The following is a 23,396-nucleotide window of genomic DNA, read 5'->3' on the forward strand; positions in this document are numbered from 1 at the left end:
GTGGTGTTGCCGCTCCCGTGCATGGGCTTACAGCTTTCCGGGCGTCTGGCCGCTCCGCTCGAACGCGTAAGCAAGGCCGCTTTGAAGGTCGATGCGGGTGACGATGTTCGGAAGATCGACACCGAGATTGACGACGGTCTGGGCGATTTTCGGGCTGATTCCGCAGATCACGCATTCCGCACCCATGAGGCGGACGGCGGAGGCGGTCTTCAGCAGGTGCTGGGCAACCAGCGTATCGACGGTCGAAACGCCGGTGATGTCGATGATGGCGACCTCGGCCTCCCACTGGACGATCGATTCGAGAAGATTTTCCATCACAGTTTGCGCGCGGAATGAATCAAGCGTTCCGATGAGCGGAACGGTCACGATCCGGTCCCAGATCTTCACCACCGGCGCAGAAACCTCGGTCATCTCGGCGCGCTGACGCTCGATGATCGCCTCGCGCTTCATGACGAGGGTCTCGATGGCATGAAGGACGATCTGATCGACAATGCGTGTGGTGTTCCAGATCTCGCGCATCAGGACGCGCGGCTTCTCGGCCAGTTCGGTCTGGAGAATCTCGAAAAGGGGCTGTTTCAGCGAGCCGATGAACCAGCCCATCTCGGTCGTGGAGACGCCGCGCTGGGTGCGGCTTTCGGCAATGTTTTCAAGGACGTCGCGCACCGGCTCCCAGCTCGCATCGGCAATCTCCGCCAACTCTTCGCTGGTATGGCTCGGCAGCACGGTCACCAGTGCATCGAGAAGATCGCGGCTCTGCTTCTCGGAATCCTTGGCGGAGACAAGATCGGTCCGCTTGACGCCCTCCTTGGTCTGCATCTTCAGCCAGTTGGCCAGAACCTTGTCGTAGTTCTCCATCAGGATGGATGCGGTCGTCACATCGTTTGGCATGTCTTGCCCTCGTCACAGGTTTTCGCATGCCTATGCCGCGTCTTGCCGCAAGAGGCAAATCGTCGTGCCTACGGAAATAGGCGTTTCAATTCTATCGGTTACGAATTCGGCCAGAGGGGCGATCCCGCCGTCCCCGGTAGACTGTTCGCAGCCGCAGGTTTTCTCGCAATCCATATACGCCTGAGGCTCATATCGGCAACGCGCCGGAGTCGGCGGTTGCCGAGTCCTGCTGGCAGCGGCATAACCCGATCTCAGGAGGCAGCTTGCGAATGCGCGACTGGAAAGTCCGGAGCTTCTTCGAAGAGAAACCGCTTTCATGCCTCCGCCAAGCCCTCCGCTGCGAGAGAGAAATCCGCTTCAACCACGGCATCATTGAAAGTCCAGCGCGGCACGCTGCGCATGCGGTCGAGGCCGACGAAGACGTCGGGATGATCGTCGCCATCCGTCCGGTCCTTGTGGAGTGCGGTCCTGAATTCCGGGCCGAAACCATGAAAATCGTCTGGATCGAGTTCGCACAGGTGAACCTGGTTCCAGTCGATCCCAAAAGCCGGATTTTGGTAGCGCACCGCCGCTGATTCCATCGCTCTGAATGTTCCGAACCGCCCTATCCGAACGAGCTGTTGCGCGGCGGGGCCGCAATAGTCCCGTATGACGTTTCGGTATTCGTCCAGATAGGACGGTTGCACTGCAATGAATTCGAGAGAGGCCTGTCTACCGGCCTGATGGGCGAAACCATGCCAGCCGCGCGGTATGATGAAAGAGGAAGGGGTGGTCAGCAGGATTTCCGCACGCAGTAGCTCTGCTTCGGATGACTGCGGCGCAACGACCAGATCGTGAATGGCCTCGGCCGAAACTTCATGGTGAAAGTAGTCGAGTTCGAAATGGCTCCAGACCGATGCGCCCGACGCATTCCGATAGACTGAGCGGTGCCGGTAGATCGCCTGACCGAGATATGCGGTTCCGAACCGCTTTTCAGCTCGATGACTCTCCTTGAGCGCAGCTTCCGCCCTGGGGCCACGCAGCTGGAGGGTTCGAGCGAGGACGACGAGACGGTTGTCCGGCTCGATGATCGCCAGTTTCGGGTTAGGGTTGGGACTATTCTCAACCATCGGGAATCTCTCCCGCCCTATGAGCGGCGCTGAGCAAAGAGACGGAGCCCTCCGAACCTCAATCGGCATTCACTGCGGGATCGATCGCCGGGTCACGGCCGAGTTTATTCTGGCTTGGCAGGTCGGTGGGATACGGTAGACGTATCCCACCGACCGCTTCTGACAACACAACAGGCGTCAGGCGACGTCGCGCTCGCGTCCCGCGAAAGCATTGCGGACCTTGGCGTCCAATGCTCTCGCTCCGTGGGCCCCGGAATTCTGGCCGGCGCTATTGCGCGACGGGCCCGATTTGCTCGTGCGGAATTCTCCCATCAGCTCGCGCAGGCGCCCGGTCTCCTCCTGCAGATTCTGCGCGGCCGCGGTGGTCTCTTCGACCATGGCAGCATTCTGCTGGGTCACTTGGTCCATTTCGCCAGCTGCCGAGGCTACTTCGCGTAGGGTGTTGCCCTGCTGCTCGGCCGCTTCCGTGATCCTGCTGACGAGAGCGCTGACCTCCTCGACGCGGCCGACGATTGCTTCCAGCGACTTGCCGGACTTCTGGGCGAGCCGAACACCGTCAGCAACTTCTTCTGCCGAGGTGCTGATCAGCGTCTTGATTTCCTTCGCCGCTTCGGCCGAACGCTGCGCGAGCCCGCGAACTTCCGATGCGACGACCGCAAAACCGCGACCGGCCTCGCCGGCCCGGGCCGCCTCTACGCCTGCGTTCAACGCGAGCAGATTTGTCTGGAAAGCGATCTCGTCGATGACGCCGATGATGCCGCTGATCTTCTGGGAAGAGGACTCTATCCCGTTCATGGCCTGGATTGCGTCTGCAACGACCTCGCCGCCCGCCCGCGCATCCTTCAGCGCGTCGTCGGACGCGGCCTTCGCCTGATGAGCGTTCCGCGCATTCTCGTTCACGCCCTTGGTCACCTCCGAGAGGGCGGCGACGGTCTCTTCGAGGCTTGCGGCCTGCTGTTCAGTGCGCCTGGAAAGATCGGACGCTGCGCCAGTAATCTCGTCCATGCCACGGCTGATCGTGCCCGTCGAAGTTCCCACCCTGACCATGGCGTCGTCGAGGCGCTCAATCGCTTCGTTGAAATCGATCCGAAGCTGATCGAGCTCTGGAATCATGCGCTCGGAAATGCGCGAGGACACGTCGCCGCCGCGCAGCTTGCTGAGGGCGGAGCCCATAGCGGATACGGCTTTGACGCGGCCGGTCACGTCCATCGCATATTTTACGACTTTGGCGACCTTCCCCGTTTCGTCGCGGATCGGATTGTAGCTTGCCTGGATACAAATCTCTCCGCCGTCTTTGCGAAAGCGCCGGAACTCGCCGGACTGGTTCTCGCCGGAAGAGAGCTTGTGCCAAAATTCCCTATAGCCCGGCGCTTCGACTTCGGCGGGGTCCATGAAAATGCGATGGTGCTTGCCGACGATTTCTTCGAGCCGGTAACCGGTGGCTTGGAGGAAATTGTCGTTGGCCATGACGATCGTGCCGTCCGGACTGAATTCGATCACCGCCTGGAAGCGGATAATTGCTTCCATCTTGTTTCTATAATCAATCATCTTGATCCGGCAGGCGGCATCCGCCCACTCGACGACGTAGCCGACGATTTTCTCGCGCTTTTTCAGCGGTGAAACCACCAAATCGAACATCCGATCGCCGACTTTGATAGTGGCCGAATGGGGGTTCTTCAGTGCCTCGAGCATCCGGCGCTGGTGAGACGGACTCTTATGAAAGATGTCGATATTGCTGCCGACGAGCTTATCAATGTGAAAATTCGGCAGCTTTTCGCGAATCTCAGCCGACGCCTCCGACAGGAACTCGCGAAGCTTGGTATTGAGATAAGTGATGTTCAGCTTCTCGTCTGCCAACATGATGTTGGAGTGCAGAGCCTCGACGGCGAGGGACTTGGTATCGCGATCGGAAGAGAAAGGATGCATTTGGGAGCCCAGGTTGGCGATCGATCTATACGGTGGCGGCGAGGTTGGTGAACGATCCTAGATGCCGAAATAGGCAGTAAAGAATATGATCACTCATACTTAGGATTTTGTCTGTTATTTATTAAGGAACGATTAATTGCAGGTTTGCTATCGAAACGAAAAGCCACAAGTCCTTTGAGGGAAGTCATTGCTTTTCCCGCTCGCAACTTACCTTCGTCAGGTTTGCGACCAGTTTATTTCTAGCTGAACGAGGACGATATTACTCTTTTCAACGCTTGCGATGGCCTGTCTTAACTGGCCTTAAGTTTACGTTGATGCTGCTTTTCTGATCCTTCTGATCCTTCTGATCCGCATCGGCGCGGCCATGTGCGTCATCCTGCATGTGGAAGTTTTCTCCCACACCGACGATGGTTTTCTCATATTGCCACAGGCAACTATTCCAGAACTTGCGTGATCTCCGCGCCATCGGAGCCTGCCCCGATCTCCAATCCGGATCTCATGCGATCCTTCGGGTTGGCTAAAGCGCTCCCAGGACTGCGGCCATGACCGCGCACACCACTTCAATCTGCCCAACCCTGAACGCAAACATGCGGCGCCTTTAACGGTGACCGCAGAGAGAACCCAAGAGCCCGGCACGCACAAGGACCAGCGGTGGATCAGCTCTTGACCAAGGCGATTAGAGAACCCACAGGGACACAGCCTGGACGCGATCAAGCAGTGGAAAAAGGAGGGTCTAATCAAGCTGGACTGCGAGCACCGTCGTCAGAAGTATCTGGACAACCGCTTTGCATGGACCATGGCGGCCGAAGCAGCGTATCCGCCATGTCCTCGGATTTCAGTCGAAGCGAACGGCCACCGCGAAGCTTAAGGGCTTCGTAGTGATGCGGATGTTTCGCAAGCGTCAGTTCGACAATTGGCTGGATGCGGTCGCCTCCGGCCGTGAAGCCAGCTTCATAGGCCGGCTGCTTAACGTCTTCGTTCCGGCTTGAAAAAGAAACCTAACCTCCGCGACCCTCATCGCTTTTTGCAACGGAGCCTTGCTTCACATCAGCAGCCAAAGTGACATTGTCGCCACGCTTTCACACGCAATCATATCAGAAACAAAAGTCGGCTTATTTTTCTTTCTTGAAAAGCCAATTACAACAAAAGCTTGAGTTCGATTTTGCACGTGGAGCGTTCACGGAACCGTTCCGGTGTGGCATATGGATCATCATCCTGCGGTTGTTTGTGTCAGACCTGTCCCATAAGAAGTGCCGGCGTGGCCATGGAGACTTTAAAGGCGTGAAGCAGATAGCAGCTCCTCTCATCGCCGTTGTGCTGCTTGCAGGGTGCAGCCAAACGCCGCGATCGTTCTTCGCCTCTGACGGGCCGAGCCCATCCGCCATCACCGAAGCGGCGATGCCGGTAACCGGCGAGAAGATCCCCGTCGTCGACCTCTTCGAGGCCCAGGCGTATATGTATCCGGAGCCGCCTTCGCATTCGGGCATGGGACCGAACGGCGCCACTTCCGAGGGGAGTCTGAGCGGTCTGCGCGGTAAGGGCAGAGACGTCACACGGCTGCGGGAAGGTGACACGGTGTCCGTCACGATCTTCGATAGCGGCGAGGAGGGCCTGTTCGCTTCGACCGAGAGCAAGCGTCTTGATCTCGGGCAGTTCACCGTTGATTCCTCCGGTTCTGTGACCTTACCCTTCGTCGGACGTCAACGGGTTGAAGGCTCGACGCCGGCAGCACTTCAAAACCAGATCGTCAACGGTTTACGCGGTTCCGCGGTCAATCCGCAGGCTGTCGTATCGGTCGTCGATAAACCGTCGGCGATGATTACCGTGGATGGAGAGGTCGCCTCTCCTGGCCTTTTTCCGGTGACAACGTCGACCATGAAAGTCCTCGACGTCATCGCGCAAGCTGGTGGAGCCAAAAGCTCCGCTGCCGAGACAACGGTTACAGTCGAGCGTGGCGGTCACCGCGCGACGGCCTCGCTGGAGACCGTGCTTGCGAGCAGGGCTCAGAACATCGCTGTCTATCCAGGCGATCGAGTGTTTTTAGAGACGGCGGAAAGCCAAGAGGCGTCGTTCTCCGCCTTCGGGGCCTTCAAGAACGTGGGTACCTTCACCTTCGAGACTGGAGACTTGACCCTTGCCGAAGCTGTGGGAAAAGCCGGCGGCCTGCAGGATGACAAGGCTGATCCGCTCAACCTGTATCTTTTCCGAACCCAAAAGTTGCCAGTTGGTGGTGTCAGCTATGTATCGAAATCCACTGACGCTCCTGCCTCTGCGGATCGCCCAATTATCGTCCGCGTCAATCTCAAGGATCCGGCGAATTTCATCTACATGCAGAATTTCGCGATGAAGGATCATGATCTCCTCTATGTCGGAGACGCCACGTCGGTCGATCTTGCAAAGTATTTCCATTTCCTCAAAAAACCGGCGATGCTGCCAGCCTCGTCAGGCGGATCGTCCTGACGGATTTCGGTCTTGTCAAAATGCGAGTGAGCGCAAGACGGCAGGCGAGTCTATGAGGTCTGGTGCCGGAGTCTCAAGGCGATGACAGATCGCCGACGAGAGCGATGTGATCCCTGCGCGTGCCTTCGATGAGTGCGTCCTGGATAAGGAGATCGACAGCTCGCTGACGCTCTTCGGAGAGTAGGACTTTTGCGATCGACCGGTCGCCGATGAGACGGGGCAGGGCGGGATCGCAGAGGAGAAACCGGTCGCCTGCCGCAACGGGCTCGATGACAACCTCGAGCATTGCCGAAATATCGGCCGCACCGATAGCCCGGCTCGGCCGGGGACGCATTCCGACCTCCCGGTGATCGCGCGTCAGGCAGCGCATCATGCCGTCTCGCAGGAGATAGCAGCGTGCCGAGCCTGCCCAGAGAATAGCCGCCCCTTCTCTGCGAACTGCGAGCAAAGCGACGCTTGCGCCTCTGCTTTCGGCTTCGGTAGGAGCTCGGCTGGCAGCGCCCGAGACAAGCAGCGCGTGGGCCCGTCCCATGCGACCTTTAATCTCCGAGAGCGTCTGATCGAGCGAGTCGTGATGCGGCATCTCGTCGAAAACCGATGCGACGGTCCGTGCCTTGGCTGGCGCTGCAGGGTCGCCGTCCCTAGACGGGACGACGATGCCGGTCAGCGCTTGATCTTCGGAGGCGAATGCTGCCGTCGAGGGATGAGGACGCCCACCGGCATATTGCGTGACGTTGAATTGGAGGCGAAGAGCGGCGGCGCTTTCGCTGATAATGGCTTTCTTATGCTGTGGTGCCTGCTGCCCGCGAGGCGGTTCCGCAGGGCTGTTGCGTGGTTGTGCCGGAGAAGGCCTAGGGGGCGCTTCGGATGTCGACGGAGATCCGGCTCCGCGGCTTTCCGGCGTGAGCAGGACCCGGCTGAAGGCGTCCGTAGGTGGTAGTCCTTCAAAACGGTGTCTTGCCCGATGCGCGTGGGCCGGATGATCGGCCGCCCAGATCGAACTACTGGAACCAGCAGCGAAAAGATTCTCGACCGCCGCAACGGGAAGCCGCATTCGCTGCAATCGGCTGCGCAAGTCTAAAATATCGAAATCCCGTCGCCGAGCGTCGAGCGCCATCGCTTCCACGGCGTCGAACCAGGCTCGATCACCGAAGGCATCCTCTGTATCGTCGGAAGCATCTTCAAAAGGCGCCGCGATTGTCAGGGGAAAGCAGCGCCCGACGCTATCGGTGCTCGGAACCATGACGCCGGCCATGGCGCGCGGGCCACAGAGCTGCGCCGCAAGTGCGAAGCGCCACGACGGGGCATTGAGAAAGCGCGCCTTCCACCCATCTGGAAAGGCTTCGATAATCGCTGAAAGGCCCTGCCTGATCCAGCCATCGAAGGCGGTTTGAAAGCGCGGATCGAGATCGGCGGCGATGAAATCGCCATGGCTTGGGAGCTTGCCGTAGAAGCCCGGACGCAAGACTTCGCCCGAACCGTTGCGCACCGCCGCCCTGTGTGTCCGCCGGCTCATGCGCCCGGTCTCGTGGTTAAGCATTCGGTCCGACCGGGGTCGATGCGAAAGCGACCCGGCCTCTCGATCAGAATTCCGAAGGGCATTCGAATTCCTCGATCGCCGGCATGCGGAACGGGTTGAGCACCGATCCGAACTGAACGTCAAAAGCTGCGCGGTGGCCGTTCTGTGTGAAGCGGGCGGTCAGCATATCATCCTGCCGTCTTTCGATTTCCCCGGCATCGAACAGCCGAAAGATAGACCAGTCGCCATTGCGTGCGAGCGCGTCTGAGCGATCGCCCGGCTGAAAGGCGACGAGCGACCGGTTCTGGCTCTCCGGTGACGGCCATTTCAGGCTCTTGGCGATCTTCGGCCCATGATAATAGACGACGCGCTCTCCTTCGCTTTCTAGCATGACGGCATTGGCATTCTCCGACAGGGAGACGGGCGCGATGTTGATGGCAATCGAGGGACCGTCGGAGCCCGGCGGAAAGAAGGCCCGGCGGATGGCATCCGCGCGCTCGAAGGTTGCGAGCGCCTGACTGTCGGTGCCGGCCGCGCCGAAGGTTCCCCGCCAAGTCCACGGCGAGGAGGACGTATCGACGAACGGCGCGAGATTGGCCTTGAAGAATCCGTCGAAGAGCCCGTCCGGCGCAAACAGCCTGACGAAGTCGGCGAGCGGGATGTCGTCGGACGAGTCGCGGGTGAATGGATAGCGATTGGTGATCGCCGCCGAACAGAGCCGGGCGCCCTGATTGGCCCAGACCTCGCGGACATTCACCCGCGCTGTCTTGACCGCAAGAGCGCTGATATCGGCCGACAGGCCAGCCAACCAGGTTGCGACCGGCTCGGGCAAGCGTCTGGCAGCCTGGAGAAGGTCCTGATTGGCGGTGGTGAGCTGACCGTCGGCATCGAAGACCTCGGCGACGGCCGCCGTCGAGGTCGAGGCCCGAGAGAGCTGTTGGTAGATCGCGTCGAGAAGGCCGGGCACTGCCGCGAGATCAGAGCCCGCGGCGGCATCCGGCGGCGGCGCGTTTTCGCCGCCCTCATCCTTTTCCTCATCGGCCTCGGCAAGGGCCTTGCGCAGCTCCCCGTAAGGGTCGGGAACGCTGGTCAGCGAAAGGCTGGCGGCGATCGGCGAGGCGGCGGCCACTGCCTCGGCCCTGTCTCCAAGTGAATTTCCACCGACTTCCTCGCCTGAGGACGTCAGAGAGAGGTTCGTTGCCTCTGCGACGGCCTTTGCCAGCGTCTGGATGGGGCCGGGATCACCGGCCAGCACACGCGCCGTCTCAGTCTCCTCCGCTAGAGTCTGGGATGGGCGGACGCGCAGGTCGCTGAGGAGATCGGACCAGCGCTGCTTGAAGCGGTCGAAATAAAGGTTGAGGGCGGCCGAGGCGATGGTCTCGACGCTTGCTGGATTTCCGGCCGTGTCCGAGCCCCGCACCCAGTCTTCCGACAGTGCCTCCCTTGCCACCTCATCGATCATCGGGATGACAACGGTCTTGTAGCCGGTCGCCGTGTAGAGGCCGTCGATCCCCTGGTTGAGTGGGGCGTCCGACGCGCGCCAGAAGACACGCGAACCGACAGGGCCGAGTGCTTCGGAGGGTAGAAACGAGGGCAGCGCGTCGGCGCTCGCCGAGGAGGCCAGAATATCGAAGGCACGCTCACCATAGCCGATATCTGCGATCTGGGCTCGGGCCGAGGCGATGATCTCCTGATCGAGGCTCATCGGCGGAAGCTCGCCGCGCATCAACGCGACGACATGGGCCGCCAGAGCCTCGCGCACTGCCGCACGCGCCTCTTCCGGATAGAGCTCAGCAAACATGCGCTCCGCCTCACGCTCGACGAAATCAGGCTGAATTTCGCCGAAACCGCCGATCATGCCGTAGAATTTCAGCGCATCGAAGACGGCGACCTGATCCTCGCCCTCCTGCATGACCTTGCGCAGGTGAACGAGGAGCCGGGGAAGCAGAAGCGCATTGAGGGCACGCTGATAGGCGACCGATTGCTGGCTGGCAATCTTCGGCCGCTGATCAAGACCGAATTCAATAGGCAGAAAACCGGACGAATCGAAGCCAGCGGTTACATCATTCAGCGCGTTTAGGGCCGGCAGCACGCGCACGAAATCCTCGTCGGACACGTTGGTCACGTTGACGCCGTTGAGCGCGTTTTCATAGGCGTCGATCCGCTCGACCGCCGCCGCGAGAGCCGTGCGGTTCTGGAAATAGGCGACCGTCCAGTTGGCGAGAACGAAGATGCCGAGAAACGCGGCGATTCCATAGGCTGCGGCCCGCAGTGCGCGCTGGCGTGACGAGAGACGCCGGTCGCGCGAGACGAGATTGGCCTCGCCGAATATCACTTCCTTGAAGAGCCGGGTGAGGAAATAGCTTCGGCGCATTCTCGGCACGCCACGGCGCGCCTCTGCCGTCTCGGCTTCCTGGGTGCCGGAGGCGAGATAGATGCCACGCATGAGCGGCGGCTCGACAATCTTCGAGCCGGTACAGAGTTCCTGCATGACCTCGTTGACTGCGAGCTTCAGAGCCGAAAGCTCCGCCGGAAAGCGGAAGATACGGCCGCGCACGGCGCTATCCGGTTCCTGCTGCAGGCGCTCGATCAGCATCGAGCCGACGCGCTCCTGAAGCAGGCCGAACTCCTCCAGAAAGCGGTCGGGCAGATTCTTCGTCGTCTCGCTGTCCTTCGGGTCGAAGGTCATGCCCCAGACCTGCTCCCGGTCGCTCTTGCTGAGTCCATCGAAAAACTCGACGAAACCGGTCAGGAGGTCGGCCTTGGTCAGAACGATGTAGATCGGAACCCGCGCCTTCAGGAACTCGTCCATCTCGTTGAGGCGCTTGCGAATGGCTCGGACCTCGTCGAGCCGTGTCTCCGCGTCACGCGAGAGGATGTCCGCGATCGAGAGCGTGATAATCGCCCCGTTGACCGGCTGCGACCGCCGATGGCGCTTGAGAAGGTTGAGAAAGCCTTCCCAACCGGCCTTCGCCGCTCCGTTCAGATCGTCCTGGGTGGTGTAGCGGCCGGCCGTGTCGACAAGGATCGCCTCCTCAGCCAGCCACCAGTTGCAGCTGCGGGTGCCGGCAACGCTGCGCGCGCCCTGGCCCTCGCTCGCCTCACCGAGTGGGAAGCTGAGACCGGAATTGGTGATGGCGGTCGTCTTGCCCGATCCTGGCGCCCCGAAGATCACGTACCATGGCAGTTCGTAGACATAGCCCAGCCGCTTGCGCGTTACGCGTTTCAGGAGCTTGAGTGCGGCCTGAAGCTGGGAGCGGATTTCGGCGACTTCGGCGCTGCGTTCGCCTTCCGCAAGCGCCTCGGCATCCTGCTCGATGCCATCGATCATCTCTTTATCGCGCTTGCGCGAGCGCCAGGCGGTCACGGCAAGCCAGACGAGCCAGATGACGATGACGACCGCGATGGCGATGAGCCGGTTGGTTGCGCTCGCCAGCGGGGCGAAGTCGCCGAAGACGACGAGATAGCCGTAGAACCAGATCAGGAAGCAGGCGGCGCCGACCCAGAGAAGGGATAGGAAGCGGCGGCCCAGAAAGCCGGAATACGAATCGACGTAGGACCGGATCGTATAGAAATAGCTGAGCGGATTCATCATGGCCGGTCACTCCCCTCGCTCGTCTCCGGCAGTGGCGCTTCGGTCCGGTCGTCGGCCTCAAGACCGAGTTCCCGCAGCACCTCCGGGGCGTCGGTCGCGACGATGATTTCGGTCCGCCGGTTTTTCTCGCGGCCTTCGGGCGTCTCGTTGCTGGCGATGGGATCGCTGTCGGCGCGTCCTTCCGTCGTTACGACGCCCTCGCCGGTAAAGCGAACGAGGATTTCTCCCACCGCCTCGGCGCGCGCCTTGGAGAGGTCCCAATTGGACGGAAACTGCACGGTGCGGATCGGCACGTTGTCGGTGTAGCCGATCACAGTCGCCTTGAAGTCTTCCGAGGCCAGCGCCCCGCCGATACGTGAGAGGAGGCCCTCGAAACCCTCCGCGATCTCGGCGCTGCCGACGTCGAAAAGCCCCGCATTTCTGATGCGGACCCTTAAGTTGCCCTTGGCGTCGGACAACGTGACAAGACCCTTTTCGACTTCGGGCTGTAAGAAGGCCATCAGGTCTTCGATCCGCTGCTGGTTTTCGGGCTTTTCGGGTGGCGCGACAGGTTTGGGCGGCGGCGGTGGGGCGACCTGCGGCTTGGGATCCGGTTCGCTCGGCTGTTCCACCGGTGCGACGACCACCGGCGCGAGGCTCGGCGCTTCGTTCGGTGGCAGTTCGGCAAGGCGGCTGAAGGTCGTGTCCGAGCTTTCGGCGAGCCAGGTGGTGAAGAGGAAATAGCCGAGCCCGAGGGCGAGCAGCAGAGCGGCGAGCAACGTCCAGAGAACCGTCAAGGTCCGCAGCGGCTTGTGGCGGGCATTGACGCCGCGCCAGTGGGGCGACAGCTCGCGTTCGAAGACGCCGTACTGGCCGAGCAGCGTGCGGTAGAGGCTCTCGCGGATGCGCTCCAGCTCCAGCGCGCCGCGCGGCGAAACGCGTGTACGCCCGGCGAAGGCGAGCGAAATGCAGAGATAGATGAGGAGCAGGAGGTCCTTGTTGGCTCCGGGGCTCTGATGGAAATGGTCGAGGAGGTCGAAGACCCGCTCGCCGCCGGTGACGTCCATATGGAAGGTCGAGACGAGGCCAGAGCGGGCCCAGGTGATCCGTTCGGCCCAGGGCTTCGACAGGATGACGTCGTCGATCGTCGCGCAGACGACATAATGGGCCGCGCGGGCGCGCTCGGGCGATATTCGCGCCGAGGCGAGGTCACGTTCGTAGCGCCTGACCGCATCGACGACGACGGGGCGCATCTGCTCGATATCGGGTGCTGTCGAGCGCTGGCTGAGTTCGTGCGCGAGATTGATCAGAGGCGCCGCCGACGCGACGATCGGTGGAACTTCTTCGCCGCCGAGGCGGAAATTGCGCAAAAGCTCCGCCGTGGACCAGCTGGCGACCTTGTCGGCGCTACTGGCCTCCGGCGAACCGGATCGCCGCCGCAGGATGTTCTCGAAATCGTCGAACACGCCTGCATCTTCGCTCTCGCCGTCCTCGCCCTCTTTCAGGCTTTCCTCGTTCTGCATTGGGGTGTCGGCACTCATTCGCGCAAGGCCCAGAGTTCCATTTCAAGATTGGGGAAGTCGCCGGCGAGATGCAGCGCGATCGCAGCCGAGGATTCGAGCTGGCGCCATAGCGGAGCGGAGGTATCGAGCTCGAAATAGACGCGGCCTGGCCGGTAGGGCAGCTGGCGCGGCAGTACGGGAAGAGGACTAACCGGAATGCCGGGCAGAGCGACGTTGACGAGTTCGACGATGCGCTCCACCGGCCCGACCTTGATCTGCGCCGGCAGCTTGCGGCGCAGCTCTTCGGCCGGCATGTCGGCGCCGACGACGAGGACGAAGCCGGCGCTAGCGATCAGGCTGCGATCGGCGATGCTGCCGACACGCACGCCATGGCGACGCTCCACGAGTTCGATCGGAACGGCCGTCTGTTCGAGAACGGAGGAAAGCTGCGTCCGAAGAATGTCGAAGACGGTGGCAAAGGTCGCCCGAAGATCGTCATGGCGATAGGGCTCGAAGGCGCTCGCCCGTTTCTCGTTCGTGGTAAAGGTGGACAGCTCGCCGGCGAGTTGGATGCAGAATTCGAAAAAGCTGATCGGGTGCAGGCGTGTCGCGTTCGCCGCGATATGGGCGAGCATCGGATCGGCACGGTTGAGGATCTGGAGGAGGAAGAAGTCGCCGACCTCCGCCGTGCCTCGGATCGTCGGGTCGCCGATACGCTCGGCTATCGCTTCGGCCCGATGCCGGACGATCCCGAGAAGCTCGGTGATGAGTTCACGCAGGCGCGGTTCGGCGCCGCAATTCAGAGATGGTGCCAGATAGTCCGGATCCAGCAGGACCGCCCGGTCAGAACGTACCTCGACCACGCGAGCAAGGCCAAGCAGTTCATAGCCGGCAAGGTCATCGCCGGACTTCAGGAAGCGCAGATCGAGACGGGCGACGTCGATCGGCGCGATGAAATCGGTGTCGATATTGGCGTCTGTCGCCTCGTAGTTTTCCGCCCGGATACGCGTCGCCGCGCCGTTGCCGTTTGCCTGCATCGCGGCATAGGGCCGCCCCGAGCGCCGCGCCGGTATCGCCAGATAGACGAGCGCATTCTTGGTCTGCTCGCCAAGCGAAAGGGGTGGCGGCAGATCGGTGTCGCCCGGTGCCTCGAAATGAGTGCCGTCGGGGAGGATGCCGCGAATGTTCGACAGCGCGAATTGGCCGACCGCGAGCGCGCTTCGGTCGATCTCGATCGAGGAGACGCCCCAGGGATAGGCCATCGTCTCGCCGATCGCCGTGCGCACCAGCCGTTCCGTCCAGCGGTCAGCCTGTTGAAAATGCTGGGTGCGAAGAAACATGCCCTCGCTCCAGGCAACGCGGTTTTCGTCTTTCATTCGTCTCGCTTCGATGTCTCGGGGGGGGCGTCGCCGGCCTCGGCTTCGGAGAGCATCGCCCGCAGAAGGTCAGGCAGAGAGAGCATGTCGCCATCACGCACGAACTGCTCGCGATAGGTCGCCCAATAGGTATTTCCGCGCTGCCAGAACTTCGGGGCGGAGGCGGCATCGGTGCGCCGTTCCACCGCGCGGGGCTCCAGCATCGGCGACAGGCGCTCGATGAGGTTCTGAAGCGCATCGCGGAGCATCGTCTGGCGGTCGGCGACGGCCTTCAAACGCTCGCTATGATCGTCGATTCGTGAGGCGAACCCGCCACTGGTACCGGTGCTGCCCAGGCCTAGAAGGGCGAAGATGTCGTCGAGGCTTGCCTCGCAGGCGCGCAGATCCCGATCTGAGATGGAGCCCTGCGAGAGCTTGGGATCTTGTGAAACCTCATCGATGCCGGCGGCAAAATCTTGCTCCGGATGATGCAGCGGCGACACCGGCGCTGATCCGCTGAGGATCTCCTCAACGCTCGTCTGCGAAGCGGTCTCCCGCGCGGAAAATATCGGCTCTGGCTCTGTCTCGACGACCGGCTCCTCGAGCTCCGGCTGATCCATTCGAGTTGCTTCGACCGACGCCTCGACTGTGTAGGCGTCATGTTCTTCGGGCCGCGCGGATTCTTGGGATTGCGCGGTAGCTTCCGGGGCCAGCGCGTCGAACATGTCGTCCGGAATATGGGTCAGCGGATCGGATTTCGCCTTCCTCCGGCTACCGCCCAACTTCGGGACCGCGGTGCTGAGGGCATTCCGGTGCTCGACATTCGAGGCATAGTCGGAGTCGGCAGGGGCGGGCCTTCGATCGCCGGGCAGCAGCGGCTCGTCCGATCCGCCACTCGTCTCGGGCGGGCCCTGCCAGCCGATCTCGACCCGACGCGAGGAGGGGCGCGAAGGGGCGGACGACAGGGGGCCTGTAAGAAAGCCGTCGGGCTCATGCGCGCCATGTAAGCCGCTGCCTGGGTCACGTGCCGGCGTCACGTCGGCGAGAATGGAGGAGATCGTCGGCGCCTCGTCGCTGAAGCGCACGGTCTCGTCCGGATCGCCAAAATCGGGATCGGCCTCGCCGTGGATCGCCACCGTGAAAGCAGCTTCTCCGAGATCGATGGTCGAGCCCGGACCGAGCCGCGCCGTCTCACCCTGACGCAGAAGCACCCCGTCGACGCGCGTTCCACTGGCGCTGCGATCTTCGAGCGTATAACCGCCGCCCTCACGGGTTATGATGCAGTGGGAAGCTGAAAGGATGCCGTCACCCGCCTCGATCGGCCAGTCGAATTCCGGATCGCCTCCCAGACTGCGCTGACCCCGGTCGAGGGTCCAGCGCTTGGTACTCCCCTGTCCGTTTTGTCCCTTGGTCTGGCGAAGCTCAAGCAGCATTGAGCGCCTCCCTGCCTGCGGCACGCTCGGGATAGAAGGCGGCTTCGCTGTCGGCCGCCGCTGGGGCGAGGCGCGACCAGCTGTTCCAGCCAAGACGTGGTGCATCGTCACCGCTCGCACCGAGGCGAGAGAAGGGGATGTCTTCTTTGCGGAGAATTACCTGAATGTCGAACTCATAGGCGATACCGACGAAAAGACGGGTGAGGGCCGCGAGCGCCGCGGCATCAGGCTTGCCGGGCGCGAAGCCGAGATAATCCCGATAGCCGAGCGGTCCGACGACGATTCGGAAGCTGGAGGAGCGGTCGCGTACCGCGCTTCCCGCCATGGTGTTGATGCCGAGACGCGCATTGGCTCCAAGCGCCGTCAGATCATTTCTGGCGACCGTCAGCCAGCGTGGCCGGAACTGCTCAACGCGGATCGGCAGACCGAAGAACTCCTTGAGGATCGCTTCCAGATTGGCGGCATTCTTCACCTGATGGGCAAAGAGGCCGGCAAAGCGCAGGATAATGTCTTCATCGACACCGGCGCGCTCCTTGAGGCCTGCGGTGCCGAAGCCCGTCAGGGAGAAGAGCGCGCGCAGGAAGGGATTAGCCCCGCCGCGCCCTGCCCATCGAAACGCCCGTGGCAGGCGGTATTTCTCCATGGCCGCGAAGAAGAGCTCGGCGATGCGCTCGGCGAAGACATCGAGAAAGCTGCGGAGCCCGTAGGAGCGGTTACGCTCCTCGCGCAGCACTGCATCGTCGTAGGCCGGCGGCAGGACACCGAGAGGGCCGACGAAGCCTGCGACCGGGGACGTGAGGATTTCCGCGCCCGCCCGGTCCTTCGAGAGGGCAAGCGGAACCGCGGCGGGCTCTACGCCGATCGCACTCGTATAGCGCGCATCTGCTTCTTCCCGTCCGATGTGGAAGGCCGTCGACGGTTCGAACAGACCGGGATCTTCCGAAAGCCGTCGCCTGAGACGCAGGCGATCGGTATCGGCCGTGTCCGGGGCGGTTACGTGAGGTGCCTCCTGGCGCCTTTTTGCCGCCGCCGTCATATCAGCGGCCTTTCCGCCGCCCGCGCGGCAAAGCTTGCGATCGGCCGCGAATGCCCGCGAAGCCGGACCGTGAGCCGCGTATAGGTGTTGATCGTCGCGTAGAGCCCGAAGAAGCGTTCGAGGACGAGACCGAAGAGATAGGCGGAAGGGCGGTCGATCATCGCGGGATCGAAGGTGAGGTCGATCTCCGTGCCCGGCACCATGCCGAGGCTGTCGATCCGAGCGGTGCCTTGACGTGTCTCCAGAGCGACGATCGCCTCGATGAGCTGGCGCGTCTCCGGCGTGTCGCGAAAGGCGTATAGCCGCAAGAGGTCACGCAAGGCGCCGCCGCTGCGATCGGAAAGCGAGAGATGATTGAGATTGAGATGGGACGTCAGGCGCCAGTCCCGACCCGGCTGGTCGTCGAGCCTGATCGCCGCTGTCGGAGGCATCAGCGCGTCGACGGCGGCGATTCCGTCATTGTTATCGACGAGTTCCAGTCTCGGATGCCCGCCGCCATAGGGAAGCTGGGCGGGAAGATCGCGATTGAGACACAGCGCTTCGACGCTCGCGACTGCGTCGAGCGCGCCGGTCATGCGGCGGCTTTCGTCGACGAAGGCGATGTCGACATCGCTTGTCGCATCGTCGTCGTCGAAGCGCCGGGAAATCTGCCAGAAAACAGAGGAGGCATGGGCTCGCCTTCGCCCGAAGAACGGTTGGGAGGGGTGGCTCGCGCCGTTGCGCTCGTTGATGGAGACGGAATCGACGGAATAGATCTCACGCGTCGCGTGACGGCGGGAGTCCGGCAGCAGACGATATTCGGTCCGTGTTCCGTCGAGCGTGATTGGCTCGCAGCGCTGCTGGAACAGATTGACCACAGGAGCGGCGTTGAGAACGATATCGTTGCGCGTCACGCTGCGTTCGAGGCCAGCATCAGTCCGGTCGAGATAGACGAAGATTTCGAGTTTGTCCTCCTCCCAGCCGGCAAGCCCTTCGATATCGACGAAGAGGAACTTCTGGGGAAGCGCGAAGAGCTCGGTGAGATGGCGATAGCCGGCGAAACTCGTCGCCGGATAAGGCAGCATTCCCTCCTCAGGCGTAAAGCCAACGGGTGTTAGTTTCGATGCCGGCAAAAGCATCGGCGACGGATCGCTGGAGTGACGGGCGATAGCTATTCCCAGCGTGTGGCCGAAGAGAAGTTCGGCCAGCGCGCTCGACTGACGCCAGGGGGCCGCTAGGTGGAGCCGCAGCCGGTCGAGGCCGAGTTCCTTTGGCCCGCCACTGCCGGGCGGAAGGGTGAGCGAAAGGCGTAAGCAGGCGGCGGCACCCTGATGCGGCGTCACCGGCGCATCGAGCGGTTGGCCGCCAAGGCTTGCGGCCGTCAGCTCGACGGGCGCGACAACCACATCCTGCGTCGTGCGGAAGCGGCATTGCTCTCCCCTCAGGGGCTCGCACCGGAGTTCCGAATGCCGGGTAAGAAGCCTCAGGTCCGCAAGTCCGGGCGAGGGTGAAAACCGCACGATCGACATCGACGGGATCGGTGCAAGATAGTGGGGATAAAGCGTCTCCAGCAGGCCGTCGGTCAGCTCGGGAAACTCGTCGTCGAGTTTCTGGCGGATGCGCGCGGCAGAGTACGCAAAGCTCTGGACCAGGCGCTCGACATGCGGATCGTCGGCGAATTCGCCTGTGAGCCGCAGGCGACCGGCGATTTTCGGGAAGGCCCTGGCGAAGCGGCCCGCTCGTCCACGCAGCGCATCCAGTTCGTCGGCGTAGCGCCGCAGGAAACCTTCAGCCATTCGGCGCCTCAATCGCAATGCTGAGGGTGGAGGGATCGATGACGGACTCCAGCCGGATCGGCGGCATGCCGGCATGGACCCGGAAGTTCGCCTCGATCCGCATGCGCAGCGCACGCTCCTCTTCGCTGCGATTCTTGAGAATTGTCACGCGCACCTTTTCGAGACGCGTCTCGAACATTTCGATACGGCGCTCGATGGACCGCGCGAATTTCTGCTTGGCGACGTCAGAGGCGAGATTGGCCCCGACGAAGCCGTCGATCCCGTAACCGACAAGCGAAGTTTCGAGGCCGTCCTTCAGCACCTTTGCATCCACGAGGGGCCGCCGCGTGTTTAGAAGGCCTTCGAGATCGCGGCGGATCGCCTCGCGCAGCGTCCGCACTTCGTCGACCGGACGGCGCGGCGGATCTTCGACGCGCGCGGGTTCCTCGTCGATCAGTCGGTCGAGGAGCGGTTGATGGACCGTGACGCTGTCAGCTGCGAAGCGACGAAGCGGATCAATCGCCATCGGCCACCTCCGCCTGCATCGCTTGCTGCGGTGCTGTCTCCGCGACGGCCGCGTTCTCGATCGCCGCGACGTCATGGATCGCGGCAAGCGCTTCGCCGGCCAGGAAGCAACGCTGTCCGCGACCGATTGTGATACCGCTCGCCGTCTCTTCCCAGATGGTTTCTCGGCCGAGCTTCATCGCCTCGCTCGCCGCCGCTCCCGGATAGAGCGCAGGGACCAGAACCTCGCCGACACTGCCGTCGAGGAGTTCGAGGCGGGCGGGCCGCAAGGCGAGATCGCGGGGCCGCTTCGAAGAGGAGAAGGTCACCGAAGCGATGCGCGCGTAATCGACCCAGAGATAGGCCCCGCTCGAGGTGATTGCCTCCAAAACATGCGGGATGCGGTCGTCCAGATCGCGCCAGTCCTCGGCTGCATTGCCATTGATCAGAAAAGGACGCTGCCCACGGGCTTCCTCCAGCGTAGCGAGCGCGGCTGTCGCCTCTTCACGGTTCCCCTCGCGCTCGGCGACGGAGAGGCGCAGCGCGGCGCTGTCGCACTCGCTCGGAAGGCCGGGAAAGCTTGGAACCGCGCCGCTCTCGAAAAAGGCCTCGCGGGCTTCCAGGCCCCGCAATTCGGAGCGGAGCCTGGAAAAGCCGACGGCGTCCTCGCTGGAAAGCTTCGCCGCCAGGGAACATTGCTTGTCGGCGCGCTCATAGTCCCGATCGAGAACGAGGAGGTCGATCAGGAGACCGCGTGCGGAGGAATCGGACGGGACGGCCCGCACCCGCTCGGAAGTGCGGTTGACCGCCTCACCAAGCCGGTCTTCTGCCAGGAGTTCGGAAATGGCTTCGGCAAGGGTCATGCGAAGACCTCGGCTTGTCGGGGATTATTCTGGAGAGCGACGTTTTCTGCGACGAGGTGGAAGCTGGTGCTTACGTCATCGAGCTGAAAATGTGGCTGGAGCCGCACGGTGCAGGCGTAGCAGCCGGGCTTGCCCGGAATGTCGCCCACCTCGATGCCTGCCGAGCGCAGCGGAAACCGCGTCCTGAGGTCGATCGAGGCGTCGTCGTTACCGAGAGTGTATTCCGAGAGCCAGCGCGACAAGCGTTCCTGAATGATGCGGGGATCGGCGAGCTGGCCGATCTCATCGCGCATCATGACCTTCAGATAATGGGAGAATCGCGAGGCGCAGAGCACATATTGCAGCATCGCGGCGAGGCGCGCATTCTGCCGGGCATACTCGCTGGAATAGCGCGGCGGTGCGTGTAGCGACTGATTCGAATTGAAGATCACGCCCGAAGAGAGATAGGTGGTCGAGATCGGTACGATGCCAAGATCCGCAAGTTGCTCGGCCTGCCGGCTGGTCAGCCGAACCTCGACTGGCGGTTGGGCCGACAGCCCGTCGCTTTCAAGGCCAAGATCGAGGGGTGCCAGTTCGTCGGAGGCGAGAAGTCCGCCGTCGATCTCGCCCTGCGTCGAGCCCCGAAGATCGGCGAACCATCCGGTTTCGACGAACGTCCGGATGACGACAGCAGCGAAAGCGAAGGCGCCGTTTGCCCAGAGAAGTGTAGAGCCATCCGCGGCAATCCTCTCGCGGAAGGGAAAGCTGTCGATCCGGCGTCGGTCGTGAGCGGAATAGACCGGGCGCATGAGAACGCGGGGTGCTACGAGCCCGATGAATCGTGAATCCTCCTGCGCCCGCAGCGATGACCAGCGCAGGCGCGCAGCGCTGCCTTCGAGATTCTGAAGATCGAGGACACGATTGAGGTCGGAGAAGTCATCAATTCCGGCGGCCTCAGCCGAGGCGCCAGCAATCAGTGGACAGAAGGCTGCCGCCGCCACATTCGATAGCCCCGCAAGCATGCCGACAACATCGATCTGACTGCCGACATCGTCCGGCGACATCATGAAGTCGGCGACAATCAGTCCGAAAGGCTCTCCTCCCGGCATGCCGAATTCTCTGCTGTAGACCAGGTCAAAGAGATGACTCTGGTCGAATTCGCCGGCGCGAACGAGGTCTCGTTCGATCTCGGCGCGGCTGACCGGCAGGCAGCGGATCTTCACCTCCTGGCTTCGCAATGCCATGGAAATGAGAAAGGCCAGCCCACGCCAGCGTGCTTCCATTTCCATGAACTTCGGATCATGGAGGATGGTATTGACCTGACGCTCGATGAGCTCGTCGATCCTGGCGATTAGACGATCGCAGGTCTCGAACACCTCGCCTTGCACGAGCATGGTGCCTCCGTCTGAAAATCGCAACCAGAACAGTGCCCCGCGCGTGGCGGGGCACTGTTCATGCGGGTCAGCTCTTGGTTGGAATCCGGGCGACCATGCGAAGCGAGGTCGTCAGCTCTTCGAGCTGCAGCCAGGGCCTCAGATGGGCGATGGCGTTGTAGGCGCCGGGACGACCCGGAATCTCCTTCACTTCGACGCGCGCCTCGCGAAGCGGGTAGCTCGCCCGAGACTCCTCGCCGGCATCGTCATTCGCGTTGACATAGTTGGAGATCCAGCGGTTCAGCCACTGCTCCACATCATCCGATTCCATAAAGGAGCCGATCTTGTCGCGGCCCATGACCTTCAAGTAGTGAGCGAAACGGGACGTCGCCATCATGTAGGGCAGGCGTGCGGAGATCGCGGCATTCGCAGTTGCACTCGGCCGGTCGTAGAGTTTCGGCTTGTGGGTCGTCTGGGCTCCGAAGAACACGGCATAATCGGTGTTCTTGTAGTGAGAGAGCGGCAGGAAGCCGAGCTTGCCGAGTTCGGCCTCCCGGCGGTCGGTGATGCCGATCTCGGTCGGGCATTTGAGGTCGAGATCGCCATCGTCGCTGGCAAAGACATGGGTTGGCAGGTTCTCGACCTTACCGCCGTTCTCCGCACCGCGGATCGCCGTGCACCAGCCGTTGCGCGCAAAGGCTGCCGTCAGGCGCGTGCCCATGACATAGGCCGCGTTCATCCAGCAATAATGATCGTGCGGCAGCTCGCTCGCCTTGGTGTCCGCCGCCTCGTCATAGGCGAATTCGTCGACCCGGACCGTCTCAGGGCCGTAAGGCATTCGGGCGAGGACTCGCGGCAGCGCCAGTGTGACGAAGCGCGAATCGTCGCTCTCCCGGAAGGAGCGCCACTTGGTGTATTCGACCGTATCGAAGATGCGTTCGAGGTCGCGCGGTCGGGCAAGGTCGCGAAAGTCGGAAAAGCCGAACATCGCCGGGCTCGAAGCGGCAATGAAGGGGGCGAATGATGCCGCCGATATTGCCGAGATGCCCTGCAGGAGCTGGACGTCCTCGAAGGAATTGTCGAACTCGTAGTCCCCGATCAGCGCGCCCATCGGCTCGCCGCCGGGTGTTCCGAACTCGTCTTCGTAAATCGACTTGAACAGAAGCGACTGATCGAACTCCACGGCCTTGTCGAGGTCTCGGGAAAGGTCCCGCTTGGAAGCGTTGAGAACCCTGATCTTCAGGTTGCTGCTCGTCTCGGAGTTTTTGACGAGGTAGTTGAGGCCGCGCCAAGTCCCTTCGAGCTTGCTGAACTCGGGTGTGTGCATGATCGCCGCCAGCTGGCGCGATATGACCTCGTCGATCTCCGCTATCGCCTTGTTCAGCGTTACCGTCAGGTTCCGGTCGTAGCTCACTGTTCCCTGAAGCGCGTGGTCCGTCAGCGTCCGCAGGAGATTTTCGGTGCGGCCCGGAGCGGTCTGGCGTGTCGCCGCGACGACTCTGTCGAGAAGGCTTTCCTCGGCAAGGGCGGTTTCGGGAGCGCTGTCAAGTTTGGTTTCCTGGCTCATCGGATGGTGTCCCTCACTCTTGCCCGCTGCCATGGGCAGGGGCCGCGGCACGACGTGCAGCGAGATCCTTCACGACCGCGTCCATGTCGCCCTTGTTCTGCAGGAGCTCTTCCAAAAGCTGTTCCAGTTCTTCGGAGCGGTCGGCTTTACTCATCAGGTCGCGGAGCTGGTTTCGCGCCTCAAGCAGCGCCTTCAACGCAGGCACCTGCTCGACGATGGCGCCGGGCTCGAAATCCTCCATGCTGTTGAAGCGCAGCTGCACTTCCATGTCGGTGCCGTCGTCGGCGATCGTGTTCTCGACGGATAGATTGAGGCCTGGCGTCATGCGCCGCATGACGTCGTCGAAATTGTCCCGGTCGATCTGCACGAAATTGCGCTCGCCGAAAGGCTTGAGCGGTTCGGTCGGATCGCCGGAGAAATCGCCGAGGACGCCGACGACAAAGGGCAGTTCCTTAACTACGGTCGCGCCTTCTGTCTCGACCTCATACTTGATGTGAACACGCGGCTTGCGAACGCGCTCTAGCTTCTGGTGGACGCTTTCCATCGATCTTGAT

16 protein-coding genes are annotated in these 23,396 nt (G+C 62.2%); 1 reads left to right on the forward strand and 15 read right to left on the reverse strand.

Annotated features, from left to right (window positions below):
• Positions 1–27 precede the first annotated feature (27 nt).
• From ABRA89_RS02865 to ABRA89_RS02875, 3 genes are all read right to left on the reverse strand, one after another.
• The gene (locus tag ABRA89_RS02865; protein ID WP_349939930.1) at positions 28–876 is read right to left on the reverse strand and encodes an STAS domain-containing protein; all 849 of its coding nucleotides are present in this window, start codon (positions 874–876) and stop codon (positions 28–30) included.
• A gap of 326 nt (positions 877–1,202) precedes the next feature.
• Positions 1,203–1,997: a hypothetical protein gene (locus tag ABRA89_RS02870; RefSeq protein WP_349939931.1), complete on the reverse strand. Its 795-nt coding sequence runs from the start codon at positions 1,995–1,997 to the stop codon at positions 1,203–1,205.
• Positions 1,998–2,174: 177 nt separating this feature from the next.
• On the reverse strand, positions 2,175–3,923 hold the full coding sequence (locus ABRA89_RS02875; RefSeq protein ID WP_349939932.1) for a methyl-accepting chemotaxis protein: 1,749 nt from the start codon (positions 3,921–3,923) through the stop codon (positions 2,175–2,177).
• A 1,065-nt stretch (positions 3,924–4,988) separates the two neighbouring features.
• Here ABRA89_RS02875 and ABRA89_RS02880 point away from each other — a divergent pair.
• Positions 4,989–6,383: a polysaccharide biosynthesis/export family protein gene (locus ABRA89_RS02880; RefSeq protein ID WP_349939933.1), complete on the forward strand. Its 1,395-nt coding sequence runs from the start codon at positions 4,989–4,991 to the stop codon at positions 6,381–6,383.
• 73 nt (positions 6,384–6,456) lie between these two features.
• On the opposite strand, the gene tagF is transcribed toward ABRA89_RS02880, so the two are convergent.
• From tagF to tssB, 12 genes are all read right to left on the reverse strand, one after another.
• Positions 6,457–7,899, reverse strand: coding sequence for a type VI secretion system-associated protein TagF (gene tagF / locus ABRA89_RS02885; RefSeq protein ID WP_349939934.1), 1,443 nt, complete (start codon positions 7,897–7,899; stop codon positions 6,457–6,459).
• A gap of 67 nt (positions 7,900–7,966) precedes the next feature.
• Complete coding sequence (gene tssM / locus ABRA89_RS02890) at positions 7,967–11,494, reverse strand: type VI secretion system membrane subunit TssM (RefSeq protein WP_349939978.1); 3,528 nt, start codon at positions 11,492–11,494, stop codon at positions 7,967–7,969.
• A complete protein-coding gene (tssL, locus tag ABRA89_RS02895; protein WP_349939935.1) occupies positions 11,494–13,017 on the reverse strand; it encodes a type VI secretion system protein TssL, long form in 1,524 nt (507 codons plus the stop codon). The genes tssM and tssL overlap by 1 nt, the downstream gene beginning before the upstream one ends.
• The gene (tssK, locus tag ABRA89_RS02900; RefSeq protein ID WP_349939936.1) at positions 13,014–14,354 is read right to left on the reverse strand and encodes a type VI secretion system baseplate subunit TssK; all 1,341 of its coding nucleotides are present in this window, start codon (positions 14,352–14,354) and stop codon (positions 13,014–13,016) included. Before tssK ends, tssL begins: the two co-directional genes overlap by 4 nt.
• Positions 14,351–15,766, reverse strand: coding sequence for an FHA domain-containing protein (locus ABRA89_RS02905; RefSeq protein ID WP_349939937.1), 1,416 nt, complete (start codon positions 15,764–15,766; stop codon positions 14,351–14,353). Before ABRA89_RS02905 ends, tssK begins: the two co-directional genes overlap by 4 nt.
• Entirely contained in the window at positions 15,756–16,802 is a 1,047-nt protein-coding gene (gene tssG / locus ABRA89_RS02910) for a type VI secretion system baseplate subunit TssG (protein ID WP_349939938.1), read from the reverse strand. Before tssG ends, ABRA89_RS02905 begins: the two co-directional genes overlap by 11 nt.
• Entirely contained in the window at positions 16,799–18,577 is a 1,779-nt protein-coding gene (gene tssF / locus ABRA89_RS02915) for a type VI secretion system baseplate subunit TssF (RefSeq protein WP_349939939.1), read from the reverse strand. The genes tssG and tssF overlap by 4 nt, the downstream gene beginning before the upstream one ends.
• A complete protein-coding gene (gene tssE / locus ABRA89_RS02920) occupies positions 18,570–19,082 on the reverse strand; it encodes a type VI secretion system baseplate subunit TssE (RefSeq protein ID WP_349939940.1) in 513 nt (170 codons plus the stop codon). Before tssE ends, tssF begins: the two co-directional genes overlap by 8 nt.
• Complete coding sequence (locus ABRA89_RS02925; protein WP_349939941.1) at positions 19,072–19,923, reverse strand: type VI secretion system accessory protein TagJ; 852 nt, start codon at positions 19,921–19,923, stop codon at positions 19,072–19,074. The genes tssE and ABRA89_RS02925 overlap by 11 nt, the downstream gene beginning before the upstream one ends.
• Positions 19,920–21,296 carry a type VI secretion system contractile sheath large subunit gene (gene tssC / locus ABRA89_RS02930; protein WP_349939942.1) on the reverse strand — a complete coding sequence of 459 codons (1,377 nt, stop codon included), beginning with the start codon at positions 21,294–21,296 and terminating at the stop codon, positions 19,920–19,922. The genes ABRA89_RS02925 and tssC (ABRA89_RS02930) overlap by 4 nt, the downstream gene beginning before the upstream one ends.
• A gap of 67 nt (positions 21,297–21,363) precedes the next feature.
• Positions 21,364–22,842: a type VI secretion system contractile sheath large subunit gene (gene tssC, locus ABRA89_RS02935; protein ID WP_349939943.1), complete on the reverse strand. Its 1,479-nt coding sequence runs from the start codon at positions 22,840–22,842 to the stop codon at positions 21,364–21,366.
• A gap of 13 nt (positions 22,843–22,855) precedes the next feature.
• Positions 22,856–23,386, reverse strand: coding sequence for a type VI secretion system contractile sheath small subunit (gene tssB, locus ABRA89_RS02940; RefSeq protein ID WP_349939944.1), 531 nt, complete (start codon positions 23,384–23,386; stop codon positions 22,856–22,858).
• Positions 23,387–23,396: the final 10 nt, after the last annotated feature.

Origin of the sequence: Fulvimarina thalattae (assembly GCF_040239565.1) — a bacterium.
Lineage (GTDB): Bacteria > Pseudomonadota > Alphaproteobacteria > Rhizobiales > Rhizobiaceae > Fulvimarina.

Bases quoted from the DNA above. Each gene is read 5' to 3' on its own strand.
- tagF (WP_349939934.1), bottom strand. From the start codon at position 7,899: ATGAGCCGGCGGACACACAGGGCGGCGGTGCGCAACGGTTCGGGCGAA.
- tssC (WP_349939942.1), bottom strand. From the start codon at position 21,296: ATGCTCGTGCAAGGCGAGGTGTTCGAGACCTGCGATCGTCTAATCGCC.
- ABRA89_RS02905 (WP_349939937.1), bottom strand. From the start codon at position 15,766: ATGCTGCTTGAGCTTCGCCAGACCAAGGGACAAAACGGACAGGGGAGT.
- tssG (WP_349939938.1), bottom strand. From the start codon at position 16,802: ATGACGGCGGCGGCAAAAAGGCGCCAGGAGGCACCTCACGTAACCGCC.
- tssC (WP_349939943.1), bottom strand. From the start codon at position 22,842: ATGAGCCAGGAAACCAAACTTGACAGCGCTCCCGAAACCGCCCTTGCC.
- tssF (WP_349939939.1), bottom strand. From the start codon at position 18,577: ATGGCTGAAGGTTTCCTGCGGCGCTACGCCGACGAACTGGATGCGCTG.
- ABRA89_RS02870 (WP_349939931.1), bottom strand. From the start codon at position 1,997: ATGGTTGAGAATAGTCCCAACCCTAACCCGAAACTGGCGATCATCGAG.
- ABRA89_RS02875 (WP_349939932.1), bottom strand. From the start codon at position 3,923: ATGCATCCTTTCTCTTCCGATCGCGATACCAAGTCCCTCGCCGTCGAG.
- tssM (WP_349939978.1), bottom strand. From the start codon at position 11,494: ATGAATCCGCTCAGCTATTTCTATACGATCCGGTCCTACGTCGATTCG.
- tssK (WP_349939936.1), bottom strand. From the start codon at position 14,354: ATGAAAGACGAAAACCGCGTTGCCTGGAGCGAGGGCATGTTTCTTCGC.
- tssE (WP_349939940.1), bottom strand. From the start codon at position 19,082: ATGGCGATTGATCCGCTTCGTCGCTTCGCAGCTGACAGCGTCACGGTC.
- tssL (WP_349939935.1), bottom strand. From the start codon at position 13,017: ATGAGTGCCGACACCCCAATGCAGAACGAGGAAAGCCTGAAAGAGGGC.
- ABRA89_RS02925 (WP_349939941.1), bottom strand. From the start codon at position 19,923: ATGACCCTTGCCGAAGCCATTTCCGAACTCCTGGCAGAAGACCGGCTT.
- tssB (WP_349939944.1), bottom strand. From the start codon at position 23,386: ATGGAAAGCGTCCACCAGAAGCTAGAGCGCGTTCGCAAGCCGCGTGTT.